This is a genomic window from Curtobacterium sp. 'Ferrero', assembly GCF_002412165.1.
Classification (GTDB): domain Bacteria; phylum Actinomycetota; class Actinomycetes; order Actinomycetales; family Microbacteriaceae; genus Curtobacterium.
In genome coordinates this window covers 1-21,252 of sequence record NZ_NXIA01000002.1, presented here as the reverse complement: position 1 = coordinate 21,252, position 21,252 = coordinate 1, and the positions used below count along the sequence as shown (strand labels likewise).

The 21,252-nt window shown below is 71.5% G+C and carries 17 protein-coding genes; 8 read left to right on the top strand and 9 right to left on the bottom strand.

All coding sequences use genetic code 11. From position 1 onward, the window contains the following. Window positions 1-171 precede the first annotated feature (171 nt). Window positions 172-696 (top strand): DinB family protein, encoded by a 525-nt coding sequence (locus Csp2054_RS02100; protein ID WP_096897670.1) that lies wholly within the window; start codon window positions 172-174, stop codon window positions 694-696. 99 nt (window positions 697-795) lie between these two features. Here Csp2054_RS02100 and Csp2054_RS02095 read toward each other — a convergent pair whose 3' ends face one another. Next, window positions 796-1,764 carry a sugar-binding transcriptional regulator gene (locus Csp2054_RS02095; RefSeq protein ID WP_096897669.1) on the bottom strand — a complete coding sequence of 323 codons (969 nt, stop codon included), beginning with the start codon at window positions 1,762-1,764 and terminating at the stop codon, window positions 796-798. 272 nt (window positions 1,765-2,036) lie between these two features. Between Csp2054_RS02095 and Csp2054_RS02090 the strand changes: the two genes are divergently transcribed. From Csp2054_RS02090 to Csp2054_RS02080, 3 genes are all read left to right on the top strand, one after another. Continuing rightward, on the top strand, window positions 2,037-3,281 hold the full coding sequence (locus tag Csp2054_RS02090) for an RbtT/DalT/CsbX family MFS transporter (protein ID WP_096897992.1): 1,245 nt from the start codon (window positions 2,037-2,039) through the stop codon (window positions 3,279-3,281). 71 nt (window positions 3,282-3,352) lie between these two features. Continuing rightward, window positions 3,353-5,092 (top strand): dihydroxyacetone kinase family protein, encoded by a 1,740-nt coding sequence (locus Csp2054_RS02085; RefSeq protein WP_096897668.1) that lies wholly within the window; start codon window positions 3,353-3,355, stop codon window positions 5,090-5,092. Continuing rightward, complete coding sequence (locus tag Csp2054_RS02080) at window positions 5,089-5,583, top strand: ribose-5-phosphate isomerase (RefSeq protein WP_096897667.1); 495 nt, start codon at window positions 5,089-5,091, stop codon at window positions 5,581-5,583. The genes Csp2054_RS02085 and Csp2054_RS02080 overlap by 4 nt, the downstream gene beginning before the upstream one ends. A 214-nt stretch (window positions 5,584-5,797) precedes the next feature. Here Csp2054_RS02080 and Csp2054_RS02075 read toward each other — a convergent pair whose 3' ends face one another. Genes Csp2054_RS02075 through Csp2054_RS02060 form a run of 4 tightly spaced genes read right to left on the bottom strand, consistent with a single transcriptional unit; the run spans window position 5,798 to window position 10,143 of the window. Continuing rightward, window positions 5,798-6,781: a D-ribose ABC transporter substrate-binding protein gene (locus Csp2054_RS02075; protein ID WP_096897666.1), complete on the bottom strand. Its 984-nt coding sequence runs from the start codon at window positions 6,779-6,781 to the stop codon at window positions 5,798-5,800. Window positions 6,782-6,821: 40 nt separating this feature from the next. Next, complete coding sequence (locus Csp2054_RS02070; RefSeq protein WP_096897665.1) at window positions 6,822-7,940, bottom strand: ABC transporter permease; 1,119 nt, start codon at window positions 7,938-7,940, stop codon at window positions 6,822-6,824. Window positions 7,941-7,960: 20 nt separating this feature from the next. Beyond that, window positions 7,961-9,490, bottom strand: coding sequence for a sugar ABC transporter ATP-binding protein (locus Csp2054_RS02065; RefSeq protein WP_096897664.1), 1,530 nt, complete (start codon window positions 9,488-9,490; stop codon window positions 7,961-7,963). After that, window positions 9,487-10,143, bottom strand: a complete 657-nt coding sequence (locus Csp2054_RS02060; RefSeq protein ID WP_096897663.1) for a DUF2291 domain-containing protein — start codon at window positions 10,141-10,143, stop codon at window positions 9,487-9,489. The genes Csp2054_RS02065 and Csp2054_RS02060 overlap by 4 nt, the downstream gene beginning before the upstream one ends. 348 nt (window positions 10,144-10,491) lie before the next feature. Here Csp2054_RS02060 and Csp2054_RS02055 point away from each other — a divergent pair, with 348 nt between their 5' ends. Further along, window positions 10,492-11,622 carry a zinc-binding dehydrogenase gene (locus Csp2054_RS02055; RefSeq protein WP_096897662.1) on the top strand — a complete coding sequence of 377 codons (1,131 nt, stop codon included), beginning with the start codon at window positions 10,492-10,494 and terminating at the stop codon, window positions 11,620-11,622. A 22-nt stretch (window positions 11,623-11,644) separates the two neighbouring features. Here the strand turns inward: Csp2054_RS02055 and Csp2054_RS02050 are convergent, their stop codons facing one another. Next, a complete protein-coding gene (locus Csp2054_RS02050) occupies window positions 11,645-13,126 on the bottom strand; it encodes an FGGY-family carbohydrate kinase (RefSeq protein ID WP_096897661.1) in 1,482 nt (493 codons plus the stop codon). Between the two features lie 151 nt (window positions 13,127-13,277). Between Csp2054_RS02050 and Csp2054_RS02045 the strand changes: the two genes are divergently transcribed. From Csp2054_RS02045 to Csp2054_RS02035, 3 genes are read left to right on the top strand one after another with little or no spacing between them, the layout of a single operon-like run. Continuing rightward, window positions 13,278-14,366, top strand: a complete 1,089-nt coding sequence (locus tag Csp2054_RS02045) for a LolA family protein (protein WP_141399087.1) — start codon at window positions 13,278-13,280, stop codon at window positions 14,364-14,366. Window positions 14,367-14,386: 20 nt separating this feature from the next. Continuing rightward, on the top strand, window positions 14,387-15,358 hold the full coding sequence (locus tag Csp2054_RS02040; RefSeq protein ID WP_096897991.1) for an ABC transporter ATP-binding protein: 972 nt from the start codon (window positions 14,387-14,389) through the stop codon (window positions 15,356-15,358). Further along, on the top strand, window positions 15,345-16,232 hold the full coding sequence (locus tag Csp2054_RS02035) for an ABC transporter permease (protein WP_255252575.1): 888 nt from the start codon (window positions 15,345-15,347) through the stop codon (window positions 16,230-16,232). The genes Csp2054_RS02040 and Csp2054_RS02035 overlap by 14 nt, the downstream gene beginning before the upstream one ends. 91 nt (window positions 16,233-16,323) lie before the next feature. Here Csp2054_RS02035 and Csp2054_RS02030 read toward each other — a convergent pair whose 3' ends face one another. From Csp2054_RS02030 to Csp2054_RS02020, 3 genes are all read right to left on the bottom strand, one after another. Next, complete coding sequence (locus tag Csp2054_RS02030) at window positions 16,324-17,352, bottom strand: NADP-dependent oxidoreductase (protein WP_096897659.1); 1,029 nt, start codon at window positions 17,350-17,352, stop codon at window positions 16,324-16,326. A 160-nt stretch (window positions 17,353-17,512) separates the two neighbouring features. Beyond that, window positions 17,513-18,421 (bottom strand): metallophosphoesterase, encoded by a 909-nt coding sequence (locus Csp2054_RS02025; RefSeq protein ID WP_096897658.1) that lies wholly within the window; start codon window positions 18,419-18,421, stop codon window positions 17,513-17,515. 162 nt (window positions 18,422-18,583) lie between these two features. Further along, window positions 18,584-21,034: a GH39 family glycosyl hydrolase gene (locus tag Csp2054_RS02020; protein WP_096897657.1), complete on the bottom strand. Its 2,451-nt coding sequence runs from the start codon at window positions 21,032-21,034 to the stop codon at window positions 18,584-18,586. Window positions 21,035-21,252 lie beyond the last annotated feature (218 nt).

The window sequence follows — 21,252 nt, the reverse complement described above, 5'->3', positions numbered from 1 at the left end:
CAGGTGGACTTCGGTGGTCGGACGAACAGCGGGCTACGGTACCGACCCACCGGAATGTCACTGTGTGGGGATTCACAGACAACGGCGTGTCCGCCGTCGGCCACCGCACGCCCGATCCCCGTGCCCATGGGGATGCGCCGAACCTGAATCACGACCCGGTAACGTTCGGCCATGGCGATCGAACCCGAGACGAAGAACTGGACGTGGGTCATCGAGTCCCGGTGCCCGGAGTGCGGGTTCGACGGCAGCTCGGTGGCGTTCCGGGACGTCCCCGGCATCATCGAAGCGAACGCCGCCGCGTGGCCGGAGGTGCTCGCCCGTCCCGACGTCCGCGACCGACCGGACGACCACACCTGGTCGCCGTTGGAGTACGGCGCGCACGTCCGCGACGTGCACCGGAAGATGACCGAGCGGCTCGCCCTGGTGCTCGCCGAGGACACGCCGACCTTCGCGAACTGGGACCAGGACGCCACGGCGGTGGCGGACGACTACGCCGCGCAGGACCCGGCGACCGTCGCGCGTGAGCTCGTCGCCGCGGCGGACCGCGCCGCGCAGGCCTTCGCGTCGGTCGCGGACGCGGACCTCGACCGCCGCGCCGTGCGCTCGGACGGCAGCGCGTTCACGGTCGCGACGCTCGCGACCTACTACGCGCACGACCCGGTGCACCACCTGTGGGACGTGCGGCGCGCGCGGTAGCCGGGTCGCGCCTCCCGGGAGGCACGGGGTGCGTCACCGACGCCGGTCGCGTCTTCCGGTGGGTCACCACGGTGCGCGTGCCGCCGCGCGAGCGCGCCGTCAGGCGAGCGCGTCGAGGAGGGCGCGCGCCGTCGCCGCGTCCGTCACGAGCTCGTTGACGAGGCGGCCACGGACCGCACCGATGATGCTCGCGACCTTCGCTTCGCCGACCGCGACGCCGACGGCGTGCGGGACGGCCGCCAGCACCTCGCGGGAGGTCCTGACCATGCGGTCGCTGCCCGGGAACTCGATCGCGGACCCGTCCGCGGCGAAGAAGTTCAGGCACACGTCGCCCGCCGCGAGGTCGAACGCGGCGTCCTGGACGGGGATTCCCCTCGCGATCGCGTCACGGGTGGCCGGCGGTGCGCCGATCCCGAGCACCGCGCCCTTGGCACTCCCCCAGAGTCCGACGACGTGTTGGAACGCCGGGTCCTCGTCGAGGGTCGCGCGCATCGCGGCTGACGGGATCGCCTGGGCGAACAGGAACGCGGGGATCGCCCCGGAGTGCTCGGCGGCGGTCCGGGTGATCTCGTTCGTCTGGAACCACGGCATCGGGTCGGCCTGACCACCGACCGTGGGGACGAGCTGGACACCGGACAGCCGCGGCATCCCCGCCTGGGCGACGTCGTACACGGTCCGCCCCGACGACATCAGCACGGCGTCCCCCGGCGCCAGCCCCATGCCCTCGAACGCGGTGGCGATCGGTCCGGCGAGGTCGACCCCGAGCGTCGCGGGGTGGGTGACCGCGGCGAGGTGCACGGACTGCAACCCGAGCACGACCTGCAGGCGCTCGGCGAGGGCGACGGTCTCGTCCTGGAACGGGTCGACGACCTCGATGCGGACGAGCCCCGCCCGACGGGCCTCGGCGACGAGTCGGCTGACGGTCGGGCGGGAGACCCCGAGCCGGGCCGCGATCTCGACCTGCGTGGCGTCCTCGAGGTAGTACATCCGCGCCGCCTGGAACACGGTGTCGAGCGGGAACCGCGAGCGCCCGGCCTCCGTCGGGGAGGCAGGGGGGTCGGAGGACATGTGGCATCGCCTTTCGGAGCGTCGCCGACACCGGTCGACGAGCGATCGGTTCGCGCGGACATCGCGATCGTATCCCCGTCCGGGTCGGTGCCACAGGCGGAACGCGGCGTGCCGCGCGAATTGAGGAAATTCTGTTCTGAGCAAACGTTCCACGGGTGTAGGGTCGGATCCGATCGCAGACCACCAGGACACAGGAGTCGAGGATGTCGACGACGACACAGCGTGCGACCGGCACGCGGGCACCACGTCGAACCGAGGGTCGGTTGGACCGGATGGGGATCCCGAGGCCGCTCGCGCTCGGCTTCGTCGCGGTCCTCGTCTTCATGACGGGCAACGGCGTCGAGTCGAACTTCATCACGCCGCACATGGTGGCCGTGCTCGGCAGCCCCGAGACGACGGTCGCGACCATCGTGACGTTCTACAGCCTCGCGGCGCTCATCGGGTCCTACGTGTCCGGCGCCCTGTCCGACCTCGTCGGTCCGCGCCGGGTGATGGTGCTCGGGTTCGCCGTCTGGGTGGTCTTCGAGGTGCTTTTCCTCGTCGCGCTCGCGATCGGCAGCGTCCCCTTCGCCGCGGTGTCGTACGCGCTCCGCGGGTTCGGCTACCCGCTGTTCGCGTTCGCGTTCCTCGTCTGGGTGAACATCACGACGCCCGTCGAGCGGAACGGCTCCGCGGTCGGCTGGTTCTACGTCGCGTTCACCGGCGGCCTCCCCACGCTCGGGTCGCTCTTCGCCATCGGCGCGATCCCGCTGTTCGGCGGCGGGACCGGTGGGGAGACCGGCGCGATGATCGCCTCGATCGGGCTCGTCCTGATCGGCTTCCTCGTCATGCTCTTCGGCGTCCGGCTCCCGAACGGCTTCAGCCGGATCGCACCGGAGGGCGAGAGCACCTGGCGCGTCCTCACGAGCGGTGTCCGCCTCACCGTCACCCGGCCGAAGGTCCTCATGGGCTTCCTCGTCCGACTGATCAACACCGCGCCCGAGTTCGGGATGTTCGTCGTCCTGCCCGCCGTGATCGCCCAGGACCGCGGCTGGGGCCAGGGTCGCTGGCTCCTCATGACCGTCTGCGTCTACGCCACCAACATCCTGGTGAACGCCCTGTTCGGGTGGGTCGGCGACCGCATCGGCTGGCAGCGCACCGTCAAGTGGTTCGGCATCGTCGGGTCCGCGACGGGCCTCGTCGCGTGGTGGTACGTGCCGCAGCTCGTGCCCGCCGGGTCGGACTGGGGCTACGTGCTCTCCGTCGTCGCCGGCTGCGTGTTCGGCTGCCTCCTCGCCGGGTTCGTGCCGATGGGCGCGATCATGCCCGCGCTCGCCCCGGACCACAAGGGAGCCGCGATGGCGATGTACACGACGGCGGCAGGCGGCGCTGCTTTCCTCGGCACCGGTGTCGTCGCGGCGGTGTTCGCGCTCGGCGGCGGCGGCCAGGCGGTCACCTGGACCTTCGTCGGCCTCTACGCCTGCGCGTTCGTGATGATCCACTTCCTGCGCGTCCCGCAGGGCGACCGGACGCACTGACCCCGGGTGGTGGCGGCCGTCCCGCCGCCGCCCGGTCCCCCATCCACCACCACCGACAGGACCCCACCACGATGACGACCATCCACGACGACCCCGAGGACTTCGCCGAGGACCAGCTGGCCGGCTGGACCGCGCTCTACGCCGACCGCGTGCGCGCGGTCCACGGCGGGGTCGTGACGCTCCCCACCGCCGACGCCGACCCGCAGGTCGCGGTCGTCGTCGGCGGCGGGTCCGGCCACTACCCGGCGTTCTGCGGCGTCGTCGGCCCGGGCTTCGCCACCGGCGCGGTCGTCGGCAACGTCTTCACCTCGCCGTCGACCGCCCAGGTGTACTCGGTCGCGAAGGCCGCCGACCAGGGCCGCGGCGTCGTGCTCACGTTCGGGAACTACGCCGGTGACGTGATGAACTTCGGGATCGCGGCTGAGCGCCTCAACGCCGAGGGCATCCCGACGCGCATCGTGGTCGTGACCGACGACGTCGCCAGCGCCGACGAGCCGCCGCAGCGCCGCGGCATTGCCGGTGACTTCTCGGTCTTCAAGGCGATGGGGGCCGCCGCGGCCGCCGGGGCGTCGTTGGACGAGGTCGAGCGCGTCGGCAACGCCGCCAACGCCGCCACCCGGACCATCGGCGTCGCGTTCTCGGGCTGCACGATGCCGGGCGGCGGCGAACCGCTCTTCACCGTCCCGGCGGGCCACCTCGGGCTCGGGCTCGGCATCCACGGTGAGCCGGGCATCGAGGACGTCCCCCTGCTGCCGGCGCGCGAGCTCGCGACGCTGCTCGTCGAGCGGCTGCTGACCGAGCGTCCCGGGTCCACGAACCGCGTCGCCCCGATCCTGAACGGGCTCGGCGACACCAAGTACGAGGAGCTCTTCCTGCTCTGGGGCCGGGTGCTCCCGCTGCTGACCGAGGCCGGCCTCGAGGTGGTCGAACCCGAGGTCGGCGAGCTCGTCACGAGCCTCGACATGGGCGGCTGCTCGCTGACCCTGCAGTGGCTCGACGACGAACTCGAGCGGTACTGGCGCGCCGACGCCTACACGCCGGCGTACCGCAAGGTGGCGGCCCCGGTCGCCGCGCTCGTCCCGGCCGACGCGGTGGAGGACGCCGCGGCGGAGGCGACCGCGGTGCCGGACGCGACCACCGCCTCCCGGCAGGCCGCCGCGACGGCGCGCGCCGTGTTCGACGCGGTCGACGCGCTGCTCCGCGAGCACGAGGAGGAGCTCGGCCGCATCGACGCCGTCGCCGGCGACGGCGACCACGGCCGCGGCATGGTCAAGGGATCGGGAGCGGCCCGCCGGGCCGTCGACCGGCTCGACCGGGAGGCAGGGGTCGCCTTCGTCCTCGGACGCGCCGGTGACGCGTGGGCCGAGTTCGCGGGCGGCACCTCCGGCGTCCTCTGGGGCGCAGCGCTCGAGGCGTTCGGTCGGTCGCTGCGCGACGACCGTGACGAGTACCGCCCCGCCGACGTCGTCGACGCCGCGCAGGCCTTCGCCGACGCGATCGTGCACCTCGGCCGCGCCGCGCGCGGCGACAAGACGCTCCTCGACGCCCTCCTCCCCTTCGTCGACGCCCTCCGCGAGGGCGTCGACGCCGGCCAGGACACCGCGACCGCGTGGCGCGCAGCCGCAGCGATCGCCGTCACCGAGGCAGCCGCCACCGCCGACCTGCGTCCCCGCGTCGGACGGGCGCGGCCGCTCGCGGAGAAGAGCATCGGCACGCCCGACGCCGGCGCGACGTCGATGGGCTTGATCCTCACCCGTGTCGGCGAGGTCCTCGCCGACCGTGCAGACCGACAGGAAGGAACACACGCATGACCCACAGGATCGTGATCGGCTCGGACGATGCCGGGTACGACTACAAGGAGATCATCAAGCGCGACCTGCTCGCCGACGACCGGGTGGCGTCCGTCGAGGACGTCGGCGTCGACGCGGACGGGCACACCGCGTACCCGCACGTGGCCGTGGACGCAGCGCGGATGGTCGCGGACGGCCGTGCGGACCGGGCGGTCCTGGTGTGCGGCACCGGGCTCGGGGTCGCGATCAGCGCGAACAAGGTGCCGGGGATCCGTGCGGTGACGGCGCACGACTCGTTCAGCGTCGAGCGCTCGGTGCTCTCCAACGACGCGCAGGTGCTGTGCCTCGGTCAGCGCGTGATCGGCGTCGAGCTCGCCCGACGCCTCGTCCGGGAGTGGCTCGGCTACGAGTTCGACCCGACGTCGGCGAGCGCGGAGAAGGTCGCCGCCATCTGCGGGTACGACGGCTCGTCGCCCTCGGGCATCGACGCGGGGGCGTCCGCCGCCGGCTGAGGACCGACCACGGGAGGACCGACCGATCAGGACCGGCCGCAGCGACAGGGGATCGCTGCGGCCGGTCCTTCGTGGTGTCGACGGTCGACTCGCGCGGTCCGTCAGCAGCCGCCGCGCCGCTGCGTCACCTGCTCGGCCGGCGCACAACGTGCGACGGCCCCGGCCCGCACCACTGGGTGCGGGACCGGGGCCGTCGTCCGCGGTCAGGGGCGCGTCACTCGGAGAGGGTGAACGGCGAGGTCACCTTGTCCGCGTTCTCCTTGGTGATGAGCACGCAGTCGAACGCCTGCTTCTCCTGCGCCGCGCCGGTCTTGCCCGTGCGGAGGTACTCGTCGGCCTCCTGCACGGCCTTCTTGGCGAACGTCGCCACCGGCTGGAGCACGGTGTACTGCAGCTCGCCCGCCTTCACGGCGTCGACCGCGTCCGGCGAACCGTCGAAGCCGCCGACCTTGACCTGGTCGAGCTTCCCGGCCTCCTTGAGGGCCGCGATCGCACCCAGCGCCATCTCGTCGTTGCCGGAGATGATGCCCTTGATGTCGGGGTTGGCCTGGAGGATCGACTGGGTCTTGTCGTGGCCCTGCGTCCGGTCCCAGTTCGCGACCTGCTTGGCGACCTCCTTGAGGTCCGGGTACTGGGAGAGGACGGTCTTGTACCCGTTGGACCGGGTCTGGGCGTTGTTGTCCGACGGCGCGCCGAACAGCTCCGCGTAGTTGCCGGAGTCCCCGATCGACTTCACCCACTGCTGCGCGCCGATGGCTGCGCCCTGGGCGTTGTTCGAGACGAGCTGGGCCTTCGCGAGTCCGGCCTGGTTGATCTCCGCGTTCACGAGGAACACCGGGATGCCCGCGGCGTCCGCCTTCTTCACGGCGCCGATCGACCCGCTCGCGTTGGCCGGGTCGAGGATGATCGCGACCGACTTGTTCGTGATGGCGGTGTCGATGAGGTTGCTCTCGGTGTTCGTGTCACCCTTCGACGCCGAGACGTTCGACTTGTAGCCGAGCGACTTCGCCTCGGCCGACGCGACGTCGCCCTCCGTCTTCCAGTACGGGTTCGACGGGTCGTTGACGATGATCGAGATGAGGCCGCCCTTCTTGGACGAGCCGTTGCCGCCGGACGCGGCACCGCCGGCGGAGCAGCCGGTCAGGACCAGGCTGAGTCCGACTCCCGCTGCGAGCACCGTTGCGAGCTTGCGGTTCATGGTGGGGTTTCCTTTCGCTGTGGACCGTGTGACGGGAGGGTCAGACGGCTGTCTTCTCGCCGACGGCCGCCGGGGGCTGGGTGTCGGTGGGAGAGGTCTGTCGGGGGTCCGCAGCGCCGCCGGCACGTGCCGGACGACGCTTGTACTGGACCGCGTTGAGGAGGACGGCGAACACGATGACGGCGCCGGTGAAGACGGTCTGCCAGTAGGCCGAGACGCCGATGATGACGAGACCGTCGGACAGGAAGCCGATGACGAACGCGCCGAGCAGCGTGCCGCGGACGTTGCCGACGCCGCCGGACAGTGCCGCGCCGCCGATGACGACCGCCGCGATCGCGGTCAGTTCGTAGGAGCTGCCGGCCGTGGGGCTGGCGCTCGTGAGCTCGGACGACAGGATGAGTCCGGCGATCGCGGCGCACAGGCCCGAGAGGACGTAGACGCGGATCTTGACCCGCTTCACCGGCACACCCGACAGCTCCGCGGCACGCTCGTTGCCACCGGAGGCGTACAGCCAGCGGCCGAAGACGGTCCGGTTGAGGAGCAGCGATCCGACGACGGCGGCGACGATCATCACGATCACACCGATCGGGAGCCCGAGCAGCCGGTTGAAGCCGAGCCAGTCGAACCCGGTGTTGCCGAGCGCGGCGTTCCCCTCGAGGTTGTTGTAGGTCAGGCCGTTCGTCATCAGGAGGCCGATGCCGCGCACCACGTACAGCATGCCGAGGGTGGCCACGAACGGCGCGACCTTGAACCGCGCGACGAGCACCCCGTTGACGAGGCCGATGAGCGCACCGGACGCACAGGCGAGCACGACCACGACCCAGACCTTCGGGTAGAGCGTGACCCCGCCGATTGCGACCCCTTTCATGAGGAACCCGGCGATCACCCCCGAGAAGCCGAGCGTGGAGCCGACGGACAGGTCGATGCCGCCGTTGAGGATGACCAGGAGCATGCCGAGCGCGAGGATGGCGTACACGGCGACGTGCGACGACATCGTCAGGAGGTTGCTCACCGTGAAGTAGTTCGGCGACAGGATCGAGAAGACGACGATGATGACGACGAGGGCGAAGTAGGCGCGCCCCTGCAGCAGGAGGCGTCCGACGCTGAACCCGTCGGCGAAGAGGGCGGGGCGCCGCTGACCGGCGGTCGTGGTGGTCATTGCTGTTCCGTTCCTGGCGGTCACGCGACCACGGCTTCGCCCGAGGCGGCCATGATCGCTTCCTTGGTCACGTCCGAACCGAACTCGGCGGCGATCCGCCCGCGGCTCATGACGACGATGCGGTGGGCGATGCTCAGGCACTCGCCGACCTCTGAGGTGGTGTAGACGACGGCGAGACCCTGCCGGGCACGCTCGGCGAGCAGCCGGAAGACCTCTGCCTTGGCCCCGATGTCGATGCCCCGGCTCGGTTCGTCGAGCAGGATGACGTCGGGGTCGGTCGCGAGCATCTTGCCGATGACGACCTTCTGCTGGTTCCCGCCGCTGAGTGAGCCGATCATGGCGCCGCCACCGGCCGTCTTCACGTGGACGGTCCGGATCGAGTCGGTGACGAGGTCGACCTCGCGGCGACCGGACAGGAACAGGCCCTTGACGAAGGCGCCGATGGACGCCAGGGACATGTTCGAGCCGACGGTCATGGTCTGGACGAGGCCGTCGCGCTGCCGGTCCTCCGGCACGAGTCCGAGCCCGGCGTCGATGCGCTCGGCGATGGACAGCCCGGCGAGGTCGCGGTCGCCCTTGCGGATCGCGCCGCCGTCGACGGGTGTCCGTCCGGCGACTGCCTCGAGCAGCTCGGTCCGGCCGGCGCCCATGAGGCCGTAGATGCAGACGATCTCGCCCTTCCGGACCGACAGCGACACGTGGTCGACGACGTTGCGACCCGGGACGTCCGGGTCGGCGACCACGACGTCCTCGATGGCGAGCGCTGGTGCGCCGAACTCGTACCCGGTGGGCGGCGAACCGAGGTCGAACCCCTCGCCGACCATCGCGCGGACGACCCACTCGAGGTCGATGTCCGCACGCCGGGCCGTCGCGGTGACCGATCCGTCGCGGAGCACGACGGCGTGGTCGGTGATCTCGAGGGCCTCCTCGAGGTGGTGCGAGATGTAGACGATCGACACGCCACGGGCCTTGAGGTCGCGGACGACCGTGAAGAGCACCTCGACCTCGGACGCCGAGAGCGCGCTCGTCGGCTCGTCCATGATGAGGATCCGCGCGTCGACCGAGAGCGCCCGGGCGATCTCGACGAGCTGCTGCTGGCCGAGGCGCAGGTCGGACACCAGCGCCAGCGGGTCGATGTCCTCGCCCAGTTCGGCGAGGACGGCCGCGGCCTGCCGGGCCTCCTCGGCGTAGTCGACGCCGGTCGGTCCGCGCAGCTCACGCCCCATGAAGATGTTGTCGCGCACCGTGAGGTTGGGGGCGAGGCTCAGCTCCTGGTGGATGATCGAGATGCCGTGCTCGCGGGCGTCCACCGTGTCGGCGAAGGACACCGGCTCGCCGTGCAGTGTGAGGGTCCCGGAGGTGGGCTGCTCGACGCCGGACAGGATCTTCATGAGCGTCGACTTGCCCGCCCCGTTCTCCCCGAACAGCGTTGTGACCTGCCCGCGGTGCACCGCGAACGCCACCCCCTTGAGCGCTCGGGTCGCACCGTACGTCTTCACGACGTCGGTCGCCTCGAGGACGACCGTCCCGATCGCGTCGTGGGCGCTCATCCGTCCACCTCCAGTGCGGACGGCGTGACGAGCCAGCCCTTCGGGTTGATCAGCTGGAACGCACCGGTGACGGTGACCTTCTTGCCCTCGAGCGAAGTGGTGTCCACCTTCGCGAGCACCTGCTTCTTCAGCTGGTCGTTGAGCGCCGCGCCCGCGTTCTGGTAGTCGATCTGGTTCGTGAACTGACCGAACTCGATCGTCCCCGGGGCGTCGCGCAGGTCGGTGCCGTTGATCGCCGGGCCGGTCTGGATGCGGATCAGCAGCCCGCTCGGGAGACCGGAGACCGTGACCGGGTAGATGCCGTCCTGCGGAGCGCCGACCGTGCCGGTGAAGGTGGTCGCGAACTCCGGCCCGGTGCCGGCGTCGACGCCGTACTTCTTCGTCGCCGCGGTGGAGTCGGCGATGATCGCCGGTGCGAGCTCGGTCGCGGGGACGGCGCGCTTCGCGATCGCCGCCTGGACCTTCGGGAAGTTGGTCTTCCCCCAGGCGGACGCGGAGAACGCGGCGGGGCCGGCGCCGACCGTCGAGCCTTTGCCGACCACCTTGACCGAGAGCGCCATGGCGATGACGACGACGAGGACGACCGCGACGAGGACGATGCGCTTGACGGCCCGGCGGTTCCGCACCGGCTGGACCGCGCCGGTGGCGGTCATCGGACGGCCCCGTCTCGGACGGCTCGGGCCGCGCGGCAGCCCGGGAGGCTGGTGGCGGCCCGGGTCGCGTCGGGATGCCCGGTCCTGTGGTCGGCTCGCGTCATCGCGTGCTCCTCGTGAATCGCTCCGTTGCGTCGGTCCGTCGGGATGCGGACCGGCACCACACAGCGTGGTGCAAAGCAGAAATTATGTGCGTGACGAAATTTCTGCAAGTGGACGCGCCGGATTCGCCAGGTTCGAACACCCTGACCCGCTCACAGAAATCTTGTTCTTGACTTTTGTTCTGCGTCGCGTAGTGTCGCCCTCGCCGCGATGACGCGGCGAGACTCACGACCCCTGGAGATCCTCATGTCCACGACGACCGAGACCCCAAAGAGCAGCGGCTCCGAGACCATCCCGGCGACCATGCGCGCCGTCGTGGTCCACGGCCCCGGCGACTACCGGCTCGAGGAGCGCCCCGTCCCGACGCCCGGACCCGGCGAGCTGCTCCTCCGCACCGACGCGGTCGGGATCTGCGCATCGGACCTGAAGTGCTACCACGGCGCCGCGAAGTTCTGGGGCGACGAGAACCGGCCGGCGTGGGCCGAGACCGACCGGATCCCCGGGCACGAGTTCGTCGGCACGATCATCGCGGGCGACGACGACGCGCTCGCCAAGCGCAAGGTGTCGCTCGGCGACCGCATCGCCTGTGAGCAGATCGTGCCGTGCTGGGAGTGCCGCTACTGCCTCGAGGGCATCTACTGGATGTGCAACGTCCACGACATGTTCGGCTTCAAGGGCTACGACGGCGCGATGGCCGAGTACGTCCTCGTGCCGTCCAAGGCACTCACCCATCCCGTGTCGAGCGACCTCCCCGGGCAGGTCGCCGCGTTCGCCGAGCCGCTGTCCTGCGCCTTCCACGCCGTCGAGCGCGGTGACATCAAGTTCGGCGACACGGTCGTGATCGCCGGCGCGGGCCCGATCGGCCTCTCCGCGATCGCCGGCACCCGGCAGAAGAACCCCCTCCGGATCATCGCCCTCGACGTCGTGCCGGAGAAGCTCGAGCTCGCCCGCAAGGTCGGCGCGGACATCGTGATCAACATCGCCGAGGAGGACGCCGTCGCCCGCGTCAAGGAACTCACCGACGGGTACGGCGCCGACGTCTACATCGAGGCGACCGGCCACCCGTCGGCCGTGCCGCAGGGCCTCAACATCCTGCGCAAGCTCGGCACGTTCGTCGAGTACTCGGTCTTCAAGGACAACGTCTCCGTGGACTGGTCGATCATCTCGGACGACAAGGAGCTCGACGTCCGCGGCGCGCACCTCGGACCGCACACCTGGCCGGCCGCGATCAAGCTCCTCGAGTCGGAGACCCTGCCGATGTCGGAGATCTGCACCCACCAGTTCGCGCTGGAGGACTTCCAGGAGGCGCTCGACCTGGTCGGCGACTCGGCAGGCGCGAGCGTCAAGGTCTCGATCATCCCGTCCCGGCGCTCCTGAGCGTCGCCGGTGGGCGGCTCCGTCAGCGGGGCGGAGCCGCCCGCCGGGCCAGTCGGTGCACGACCGCGGCCGTGGCGTCGTAGAGGTCGCGGAAGTCGCGGTACCCGGCCTCGTGGAAGCGGTGCGCCTCGGGATCGGGACGGATGACCCGGTCGGGCGGGTTCCACGTCGCGATGTCGACGTCGGCGACGAGCCCCGCCGCGAGGAACGCCGACCCGAAGCACGCCCCCACCGTCACGCTGGGCACGGTCTGCGGCAACCCGGTGACGTCGGACACGATGCTCGGCCAGAGCGAACCGCGGAGGCCACCACCCGCCCCCACGAGCTCGCGGACCTCGACGCCGGCCGCCGCGAGCGTCTCGAGGTTGTGGCGGACCGCGTAGGCCGTCGCCTCGAGGGCTGCCCGGAAGAGGTCGCCCCGGGTGTGTCGGACCGTCAGCCCGGCCACCACCCCACGCGCGTGCGGGTCCGCGATCGGTGTCCGCTCCCCCGCGAAGTAGGGCAGCATGAGCAGCCCGTTCGCGCCGGGGCCCGAGGCCTCGGCCTCCTCGAGCATCGTCGACCAGTCGCCGTGGAACAGCCGTCGCAGCCACTCGGTGATCGCCCCGGAGGTCGCGGTGCCACCCGCGACGCAGGCCTCCCCCGGTCGCGTCCCGACGGTCGTCCACATCCCCGGCACCGCGACCGCGCCGGTCGTCGGCGCGATCATGAACATCGTCGTCCCGTACTGCAGGAACATGCGTCCCGGGACGGCTTCGCCGACGCTCACTCCCTCGGCACAGGCGTCGATGGCCCCGGCGGTCACCGGGATGCCGGCCGGGAGGCCCGTGGCCGCGGCCGCCGCTTCGGTCACCGTCCCAGCCCGGTCGCCCGACCACACCAGCCGCGGCATGGTCAGGCCCGGTGCGAGCGCGTCGCACCACTCGGGGATCCAGCGGTGCTCGTGCACGTCGTAGAGCGGGGTCGTCTGGCTCGCCGAGTGGTGGTCGAGGACGTACTCGCCGGTCAGCAGGCCGACGACCCGGGACGACGGCATGGTGAACCGCTCCGCCCGCCCCCAGGTGTCGGGCTCGTTCCGCGCGAGCCAGGCGAGCTTCACGCCCGCGGCCTGGGTGGTCAGCGCGCTGCCGCAGCGGTCCCGGACGGCGTCGGGGCCACCGAGCTCGGCCGTCACCTCGTCGAGCATGTCCGCCGTGCGGGTGTCCACGCCGTAGAGCACGGCGGGCCGCAACGGTCGGTCGTCGGCGTCGGTCAGCAGGACGCAGGGACCGATGCCGCTGACCCCGACCGCCGCGACAACGGCGTCCGGGACGGCGTGCAGCAGTTCGCGGGTGAGCTCCGCGAACTCGGCCCACCACGAGTCACCGTCCATCTCGACGAGCCCCTGCTCCGGCCGGTCGACCTCGTGCGCGCGGCTCGACTCGGCGAGGATCGTCCCGTCGAGCCGAGCGAGCAGCGCCTTGGTGCTCGACGTGCCGATGTCCACTCCGAGCACCGCCCGCATGCCGTCTCCTTCGCCGTCCGGCGCGGACCGCGTCCGCGTCCGCGCGAGAAGTCTAGGGAGGTCGGCGATGCCCAGCGTTCTGTCGGTTGTCGGACGTACGGTGCTGCCGTCCCGCACGCACCACCCAGCTCGCTCCGCCCAGGGGGTCCCGATGAAGAAGTCAGCCTGGTTGCCCGCCGTCATCGCGCCGGTCGTCGTCGCCGGAGCGGTCGCCGCCCCGGTCATCGCGAACGCCGCGAGCACCCCGATCGCGGGCGCGCACCCGACCGCCGCGCAGGTGATCGCCAGCATCGCGCGGTCGTCGGACGCGCAGTACTCGGGCAAGCTCGAGCAGACGAGCGACCTCGGTCTCCCCGAGCTCCCCGCCGGGTCCGGCGGGTCGTCGTTGCAGGGCGTCGCGTCCGACGCGCTCAGCCTGCTCACCGCCCCGCACACCGCCCGGGTGTACGTCGACGGCGCCGACCGGCAGCGGGTACAGGTCACCGAGCAGCTCGCCGAGCAGGACCTCGTCCGCAACGGGTCCGACGTCTGGACCTGGGACTCGAAGGCGCGCGAGGCCACGCACGTCGTCCTCCCCGACCACGCGGCTGCGGGGACCGGCACGGAGGACGGCACCGTGACGCCGTCCGAGCTCGCGCAACGCGCCGTCGACGCGATCACGCCGACCACGACCGTGTCGAAGCCGACCACCACCCGTGTCGCCGGACACGACGCCTGGGCGGTCACCCTGACGCCGAAGGGGTCGGGCACCCTCGTCGGGTCCGTCGAGCTCGCCGTCGACCAGCAGACCGGCCTGCCGCTGCAGGTGATCGTCCGCGCCGACGGCCAGTCGTCGCCGGCCTTCCGCGTCGGGTTCACGAGCCTCGACTACGGCGCACCGGCAGCGCGACTGTTCGACTTCACCCCGCCGTCCGGAGCGAAGGTCACCACCAAGGACCTCTCCGACCGCTCGAGGGGTGCGCACGCCCACGGCGACCACCGTCGGCCGGGTGACGGCACCACGGCGGACCGCCCCGTCGTGACCGGTTCCGGGTGGAGCACGGTGGTCGAGCTGCCCGCCGGCACCGTCGACCGCTCGGCCCTCGGCACCGACGGGAGCGGACTCCTCGACCAGCTCACCCGTGCCGTCGACGGCGGCCGCGCCGTGCAGACGTCGCTCGTGTCGGTGTACCTGACCGACGACGGACGTGTCTTCGCCGGTGCCGTCCCGGTGTCGACGCTCGTCGCCGCCGCCGAGTGAGCGACGGCACGACCCCCGGCGTGACGGCCGCTCCCGACGCGCCGACGACCTCCGGTCCCGGACTGGCGATCAGCACGACGGGCCTGGCGAAGGTGTTCCGCCGGCAGCGCGCGGTCGACGGCATCGACCTCGCCGTGCCGCGCGGGTCGGTGTTCGGGTTCCTCGGGCCGAACGGCTCCGGCAAGACCACCACGATCCGGATGCTGCTCGGCCTGTCCCGCGCGACCGACGGCACGATCGAGCTGCTCGGCCGGGCGGTGCCCGACGCCCTCCACGACGTCCTGCCGCAGGTGGGCGCCCTGGTCGAGGGACCGGCGTTCTACCCGTACCTGAGCGGCCGCGCGAACCTCTCGCGCTTCGACGCCGCCGACCCCACGTCCGACCCCCGGTCCCGGAGGGAGCGCGTCGCCGCCGCACTCGACCGGGTGGGGCTGACGCACGCCGCCGACAAGAAGGCGCACGCCTACTCCCTGGGCATGAAGCAGCGGCTCGGGCTCGCGAACGCGCTGCTGACACCCCGCGAGCTGCTCGTGCTCGACGAACCGACGAACGGCCTCGACCCACAGGGCACCCGTGAGGTCCGGAACCTCATCCGGTCGCTCGCCGACGACGGGACGACGGTGTTCGTGTCGAGCCACCTCCTCGCCGAGATCGAGCAGGTGTGCACACACGCCGGGGTCATGCGGACCGGCCGGCTCGTCGCGCAGGGCACGCTGGACGACCTCCGTGCGCTCGGCAGCCGGACCGTGACCGTTCGTACGCCCGACCGCGGCCAGGCGGGGAGCGTGCTCACGCGGATGGGACTCGCACCCCGACACGAAGGCGGGGCCGACGTCCTCGTCGCCGACCTCCCGTCCGACGTGCTGCCCGAGACCGTCACCGCCGAGCTCGTCCGCGCCGACGTGCGCGTGCGTGGTCTGACGGTCGGCGGCGGCACCCTCGAGGACCTCTTCGTGGCACTGACCGGGGAGGGCTTCGATGTCGCCGGCTGACCGCACCGCCCAGGTCACCACCACGCCGGTCGGCCCGGCCGCCGCGGTACCGCCCACACGCCGCCGGACCACCGCGCTGCTCGGCTCCGAACTCGCGCTGCTGTTCCGCCGCCGTCGCACCTGGGCGATGCTCGGCGCGCTCGCGCTCGTGCCGGTCCTCATCGCGATCGCCGTCCGGATCACCACCGGACCCGACCGCGGCGGTCCCGCCTTCCTCGGCGACATCACGAACAACGGCCTCTTCGTCGCCTTCACCGCACTGACGGTGTCGATCCCGCTCTTCCTGCCCCTGACCGTCGGGGTCGTCGCCGGGGACACCGTGGCGGGCGAGGCGAGCCACGGCACCCTCCGGTACCTGCTCGTCGCGCCGGCGGGAAGGGTCCGGTTCATCGTGGTGAAGTACGTCGGCACGGTGGCGTTCTGCCTGGCGGCGACGCTCCTGGTGGTGCTCGTCGGCGCCGCGATCGGTGCCGTGCTGTTCCCGATCGGGCCGGTGACACTGCTGTCCGGCACCCAGGTCGACGGCTGGTCGTACGCCGGACGTGCCCTGCTGCTCGCCGGCTACGTCACGCTGTCGATGCTCGGGCTCGCGGCGATCGGTCTGTTCGCCTCGACGCTGACCACCGTGCCGGTCGGGGCGATGGCGGCGACGGTGGTGCTCGCCGGGGTGTCGCAGGTGCTCGACCAGCTCCCCCAGCTCGACTGGCTGCACCCGTACCTGTTCTCGCACCAGTGGCTCGGGTTCGGCGACCTGCTGCGCGATCCGATCGCGTTCGACTCGTTCGGGTCGAACGCCGTGCTGCAGCTCGGCTACGTGGTGGTGTTCGGTGCGCTCGCCTACTCCCGCTTCGCCACGAAGGACGTGCTCAGCTAGCAGCCGACGACGACGAGCGTGCTCGACGAGCAGCCCACGACGGAGGACGTGCTCGGCGCGGCGCCGGGCACGTCCTTCGTGCAAGGCGGGCTCAGCCGGCGTCGGCGGTCTGCGGCCGGCGGACCGGATCGCGCAGGTCGCGGTTCTTCTCGGACCGGTACCAGTCCATGCGCGCGCCGGTCTCGACCGTCTGCATGCCGATGACCACCTTGCCGCGCGACTGCATCTGCGCCAGGTCCTCGTACGCGTCGACGATGTACTCGAACGGGTAGAACCCGGAGATGAGCACCTGGACGCGACGGTCCTGCACGGCCTTGGTGAGCATGGTGAGCAGGTCGCGTGCCTCCTCGTCGTCCGCCGGGGCACGCAGGAACCGGATCTCGACGTCGCGCCGCTGCTCGGACGAGACGAAGCGCTCGGCGGGCACCCCGAGGCGCTCGGCGAGCGACTCGGCGTCCGACTCGCCGTGGTTGTCGATGAACGCCGTGATCGGGCGCCCGTCGGCGATCTCGCGGATGCGGTCCTCTTCTCCGCTGCCGTACACGACCGGGAGCGTGCCGATCTGCCGGAGGTAGTCGTGGTTGCGCGCACTCCCGAGGGCGATCACGGTCGCGCCGGCGTCGTGGGCGAGCTGGCACTGGATGTGCCCGACCCCGCCGGCCGCGGCGCTGATCACCACGGTGTCCTGCGGACCGAGGCGGAGGCCGCGCACGATCGTCGCGGCCGTGCAGCCGGCCAGGTACAGTCCGCCGGCGACCTCCCACCCGACGTGCTCCGGCTTCTTGATCACGGCGCCGCGCGGCACGGTGATCCAGTTGGCGTGCGATCCGCCGTGCGGCGCGTGCCCGAGGACCTCGTCGCCGACACGCACGTCCTTGACGTCCGCGCCCCGGGCGCGCACGATCCCGGCGAAGTCGACGCCCTGGTGGGCCGGGAAGTCCAGCTCGATGAACTCGCGCAGCTTGCCCTCGCGGAGGAAGCGCTCGATGTGGTTCAGCCCCGCGGCGACCACCTCGACGACGATCTCACCGGGGCCGGCGTCGGGCCGCTCCTGCGGGACCAACTGGACCACGTCGAAACCGCCGTAGCGGTCGTACTGCACTGCGTTGCCGTGTCGCATGGCGCGCTCCTTCGAAGTCGTTCTGCACCAGATCTACACGCGCTCCCGGCGTGGTGTCCGCACGTCCGGGGGACTTCCCACCGCCGGACGGGAGGCGCGTGGCGGCGCCGCCACGCGCCTCCCGTCCGGCTCGGGGAACGTGGGGCGCGAGGCGCGCCGGTCAGCCGGCCGCGTCGATGATCCGCGCGACCGTGTCGGCGTCGTGGTGGAACGCGAGCGGGTCGGAGTCGGGGCGCGGCACGCGCACCGGCGTCGACCAGACCGAGCCGTCCTCGGCGAGGTCCACGACGAGGTACCCGGCGTCGATGTGCGCGGACTCCTCGCGGTACGCTCCGACGACGTCCGTGTCGTTGGCCACGGCCGGGGCGACGAGGACCGGGACGCCGGCGAGGCTCCCGACAGCGTGGTGGTGCTGGTGACCACCGAGGACGACCCGCACGTCGGAGTCCCGGAGCACGGCCGCCAGGGCCTCCGGGTTGCGGAGCCGCAGCGCGTCGTGCAGGGCCGTCGGCGCCGGCAGGGGCGGATGGTGGAGGACGACGACGGACCCGCCCGGAGCGTCCTCGCTGCCGAGAGCGGCGCGCAGCCGTTCGAGCGCGTGCTCGGACACCTCGCCGTACCCGGCGCCGGGGACGCTCGTGTCGACCGTCACGATCCGGCGCCCGGCGACGACGGACCGTCCCGACACCGGCACCGTCGGGGGCAGGTGCTCCATCGTGTGCGCGAGCGGCCGTCCGCCCTCGCCGAGGACGTGACCGTTCGCGAGGGCCCCGCGGAAGCCCTCCCGCAGGTCGTGGTTCCCGGGGACCGTGACGAACGCGGTGCCGTGCCGTTCCGCCCAGCCGCCCACGAGGTCGCGCACCGCCGCGTACGACTCCCGCGAGCCGTCCTCGGAGACGTCCCCCGACACGACCACGAGGCCGACGTCGGGGACCCCCTCGGCCGAGGCGAGCACGGCCTCGAGCGCGGCGGTGGTGTCGGTCGAGCCCTGGTGGAGCGCACCGTCACCGGTGAGGTGTGTGTCGGAGAGGTGCAGGATGCGGAGGGACCCGGGAGCGAGCGGCTGCATGGGTGTCACGGTAGTCGGGACCTTCGACGTCTTCTGTGCGGGTCACCATCCGAATGGGTGCCGAGAGCCCCGATGCCCTCGGCACCCACGGTCGGGGACCGCTCACGCGGTCCCCGACCCCGACCACCGCCACACCCCGTGCCGGCGGTCGGTCGTCGACGGTCACTGCTTGGCGAGGACCGCGTCGTCGAACCAGGCCTGGGCGGTGCCGCTGTTCTTGTAGACGTACACCAGCGCCGAGGTGGAGTTCGCCCCGGTGGTGAACGTCACCCATGCCTGCTCGTAGACCGTGCTCGTCACCGGGACCGAGGTCTCGGTGCCGCCGTAGTTCTTCACGCCGAGGTAGACGGGGTCACCCGCGGCGCCGGACTTCACGAACCCGCCGAAGGTGTAGGTCGTGTTCGGCTGGAGGCCGGACACCACCTGGAACACCCCGCGACCGGCACCGGTGAACGTCGCCGCGTCGTTGCCACTGAACGGGACGTCGGAACTGACCGACGCCGACCCCTCGACCGACCACGACGACAGGTCACCGCTCTCGAACCCGGGGTTCGCCAGGCCTTCCTGGTTCACCTCGAGCTCGGCGAGCTGCAGCCGGTACACGTTCGACGAGCCCTCGAGCACGGGCAGTCCGAGCTTCGTGGCGGTCACGCGGACGTACCGGTAGTTCTGCGACCCGACGGAGAACACCTGGGGTCCGGACACGGCGGTGCCGGCCTTGTACCCGGTCTTGCTCACCAGCGACGTCCAGGAGCTCCCGTCGTTCGACCCGGCGATGGTGAAGTCGACGGGGAACGACGCCCCGTCCGCCGCCTGGTCGTCCCGCGGCCAGAGCGTGACGGTGTCGAAGGGCTTCGCGGAACCGAGGTCGGTCTGCACCCACTCGGTGGCGGCCGCGGTCGCGTGGGCCGCCGACGTGAACCCCTGCGTGATGCCGTTCGCGTCGCTCTCGTCGAACGTGTGGCGTCGGCCGTCGACCAGGTTTGCCGGCGACCAGCCTCCGCCGGTGTAGCTCGAGGAGCTGGTGACGGTCGAGCCCCGGGCGACGTCGGCCGTGGTCGGCGGAGCGGTCTGGGCCTTGGTCCCCGTGGCGTCCGTCGTCGGCGTGAGCACGACGAGCGTCACCGAGTTCGCCGGCATCGACAGGGTGGTGTTCCACGACGATGCCGCACCGTTGACCGTCACGCTGGTCGGACTGAGGTACTCGTTGGCGGCGACTGCGAGGTTCTTGGTGCCCGCCGCCCAGGTCGAGTAGTAGTTGCCCGACGTGGCGTTGACGTCGTACCGGGTCACCTTGTAGTTCGACGACCCGTACGGCAGCGAGTTCGCGGTCAGCTGGACGGTCGACGTGTCGGTGCCGTCGTTCCACGCGAGGAACGCCGTCGACTTCGCGGTCGTGTCACCGGTCGCCACCGCTCCGACCGAGCGGTCCGTCGGGGCGCCGCTGACGGTCGACTGCAGCACGGTGCTCGGCATCTGGTTGATCATGTCGAACACGTTCGCGACGGCCTTGCGGTGCTCGTCGATCGTGTACAGCCCGAGGTCGCTCGAGAAGTCCGCCGTGGGGTTGTACCCCTCGAGCGGGCTGAAGAAGAACACGCCGGACAGGTTCGGCTGGCTGAGCGCCGAGGTCATCCGCCGTGCCGCGTACGAGGCGAGTCCGTTCGTGTCCACGCCCTCACCCGGCGCGGTGCCGAACGCCGCCGTCGAGTTCCACTCGGTGATGTACTCCTTCTTCGCCGGGATCTTGCGCGTCGAGAGCATGTTCGCGACGTTCGTCGCCGACGAGAAGTCGTACCCGCCGTAGTCGTGCCACGACACGAAGTCGAACGGCACGGTCGGGTTGGCGGCGATGTAGTTCAGGAAGTCGGACATGAACTGCCCGTTCACGTTGTACGGGGCGGGCCCGCCGATCTGCGCGGTCGAGTCGGCGGCCTTCACGGCCTGCGCGGAGGCCGCGTAGAGGTTGTCGAAGGACTGCTGCCCCGACTGCCAGAAGTTCCCGTCGGGCTCGTTCCAGACCTCCCAGTTCAACCCGGTGTAGCCGAGGGCCTTGTAGTGCGCGACGGTGCCCTGGACGAGGGTGCTCCAGTCGGTGAGGCTGGACGGTGCCGCGAACTTGTTCGAGTTGAGCACGCCCGGGGTGTAGCTCAGGCAGAAGAACGGCTTCATGCCCTCCTTGAACAGGGGCAGCACCACGGCGTCGAGCTTGGTGAAGTCGAGCTTCAGGTTGCCGGAGCTGTCCCGGCTGGCCACGTGGTAGAAGTCGTCGTCGAAGATGTGGTCGACCCGGACCTGTCGGAGGCCCGTGGACGCGTACTTGCCGGAGTTCACCGGGTTGAGGTGCAGGTTCTTCGTGACGTTGTACCCGCCCTGCGACCCGTTGAGGAGTTCGTCGCCGCTCAGGGTGCCGGCGTTCGTGCCGTAGGTGCTCGTCACGGAGACCGTGCTGGCGGCGGATGCCGGTGCGGCACCCCCGGCGAGGGCGAGTCCGGTCGCGACGGCTGCCACGGTGGCGACGGCGACGGCGGACCGGAAGCGGGAGCGGCGCGACGGCGTCTGGCGCCCGTCGCCCGTCCCGCTCGGTGGTGTGTGCGTGATCTGGGACAGCATCGTGTGGTGCCTCTCCGTTGAAGCGGGAACCGGCCGGACGGCACGGCTCGAGGACCGGCGCCCGTCCTCGGGGGATCGTCGACGGGCGCCGGGGTTCGTGGGGAACCGTTCGGGTCAGGTCCTGGGGGTGAGTCGTCGGAGTTGGGTGACGTGGGCGGGTTCGAGTTCGTCGAGGGAGGCCACGCCCAGCAGCCGCATGGTGCGTTCGATCTGGTCGG